Origin of the sequence: Tissierella sp. P1, assembly GCF_002266425.1 — a bacterium.
GTDB lineage: Bacteria > Bacillota > Clostridia > Tissierellales > Tissierellaceae > Tissierella > Tissierella carlieri.
The window spans coordinates 1-2414 of sequence record NZ_NPMN01000071.1 but is presented as its reverse complement, the minus strand read 5'-3'; the positions used below and the strand labels follow the sequence as shown (position 1 = coordinate 2414).

Below are 2414 nucleotides of genomic sequence, written 5' to 3'. Positions count from 1 at the left end.
CATCTTCTCCAGGAACCAATACTCTACCCGAAATATATCCTGTTCCTGTAGCTATGGATGATACTGCTTCAAATGCATCTACCATACCATATCCATAACCCATATTTGGTGCTGCTGGATATGTGGAATCAGTTAATGGTCTAGCAGTATTCTGTATAATATCTTCCATATCTTCTATTGATAAAGAGGCATTAGCTGATAAGAGAAGCGCTACTGTTCCCGAAATAGCAGGTGCTGACATGGAAGTTCCTGACCAACCACCTTGATATCCTCCTCCTGGTACTGATGAACGTATACTTGCACCCGGTGCTGATATATTTGGTTTAATTAAGGATTCATCATATGGTGATGGTCCAAGTTTTGAGAAAGATGCTCTTATATCATTTCTATCAGTTGCAGCTACTGCAAAGGATTCTGGATAATTAGCTGGGCATGATATGGAGCCTGGCCAAGGTAGCGGTTCCCCTGCCCTTTGGTTTCCTGCTGAAAATACTGGAAATATTCCTGCTGCTCTCCATGCTCTAACAGCCTCTCTATACCAATCATCTATTCCAGCCCCTCCACCCCATGAGTTATTAACCACGTCTGGAGCATTGTCTGGATTTCCACCTGGCTCTAATATCCATTGTGCTGCTGATAATAATATAGCATCTGTTGTAGAGCCAGCTGTATTAAATACTCTTGCTGATATCCATTTTGCTCCTGGTGCCACGCCTATTTTATTAGATCCATCTGGTTCTTGACCAACCATTGTTCCCATTACGTGAGTTCCATGTTCATCTGAATCTGCTGGTAATGCTGCGTTATATACAGGGTCAAACCAGTTTCCACTAGCACTTGTAGCTCCTGTAGTTGGATCATAACCTCTCCATTTATTCTTAAGTGCTGGATGAGTCCAATCTACTCCTGAATCTATATTTGCTACTACTATCCCTGTGCCATCATATCCTAGAGCCCATACTTCATTAGCTTTTACTCTTTCTATATTCCATTCTAAACTATTATCAGAAGGTTTTATTTCACTATCTAGTTTTACCTCCCCTAATGTATGGATTTTATTTTCATATATTTTTTCTACTTCTGACATATAAGAAAGATTCTCTATTACTTCCTTTGTAGCTTTTACATATACCATATTAACTATATGATAAGGTGTAAATTCTACTACATTTCCATTTTCCAGTTCCTTCTCTAGATAATTCAAGATATTTACTTGAGTTAATTCTGCATTATCCTTTAAAGCCTCTATAACACCTTTCCTAACTTGAAGTTTAGTCTGATATGGTGTCATAGCTGATGATAAAGCTGACTCTGTTGCGTAGGCTACCCTCTCTGCATCTACTTGATCTGCCATATAGACCAATACCTCTGCTAAGTCTTCATTATTTAACCCTTTCATTACTTCAGGTTCTATCTTCATTGAAGCCTCTTTGCGTAAATCTTCTTTTGCTGAACTAAGTTGGTTGTTCTCTGCATAAACAAAGGATGTAAAATATCCCATTACCATAATAAGGCTTATTATTAGGGATAATACTTTTCTTACTTGTTTGTTCTTTGACATTCAACAATTCCCTCCTTTAGTTTTTGGCAAAATTTGAAATAACATCATTTTCAGGATTAGGCCCCTGTAAATAGGGGCCTCCCCTTTATCATCTTATTTCTCGTAGTATGTTACATTTCCTCTTATATCAAAGTATGTTATGAAGTCTGGTAGTTCATCTATAGCTATTATCTCCCCTTCCTCATTGACTATGGTAGTATCATTAAGCTTGATATACACTTCACCCCCGGTATTGTACCATTCGGTTAACTTTCTCTGTGCACTTGCATCATTATCTAAAAAGTCCATATCAAATGCTTCATCACCTATTATCATTGAATTAGATATTAAATCTTTGATATTTCCTATTACTGTTACTCTTCCTTCTGCCATTTCTGTTACCTTAACTCCATATTCACTAATATATACTACTTGAACCTTTAGTCCTGTAGCCACTAATCCCGCTGGTGCTATCCAAGTTCCAGTATATAATCCATCTTCTTCTGTCATTGGTATTCCTATTTCATTGCTATCTAATCCAAATGGCATTAGCAACCTGAAATATCCTTCTCCCACTGTTGGTGCCTCAAAGCTAACAGTAAGAGTATCTCCTTCTCTAAGACTTATGTCTTCATCTGGTAAAATATTAGTAATAGCTGGTGATTCTAACCCTACTAATACAGTTCTTACAACTGTAGTTACATTTCCTGCTCCATCAGTTGCTTTTACAGTAATAGTATTTTCACCTTGGTCTAGCATCAATCTTTCATGGAAACTATTAGATTCATCTACTAATATCTCTTTATCATTTATCTCTAATTTTGCTAAACCAATATTATCGGTTACAGTACCTATTACATGAACTACTTCTACA

General features: G+C 37.0%; 2 protein-coding genes. Both read right to left on the bottom strand.

Annotation, left to right across the window (positions count from 1 at the left end; genetic code table 11):
• On the bottom strand, positions 1-1561 hold a 1561-nt coding region (locus CIW83_RS21690; protein WP_158220214.1), incomplete at its 3' end, for a S8 family serine peptidase.
• Between the two features lie 93 nt (positions 1562-1654).
• A partial coding sequence (locus CIW83_RS22455) for a hypothetical protein (protein ID WP_201260097.1) occupies positions 1655-2414 on the bottom strand: 760 nt, incomplete at its 5' end.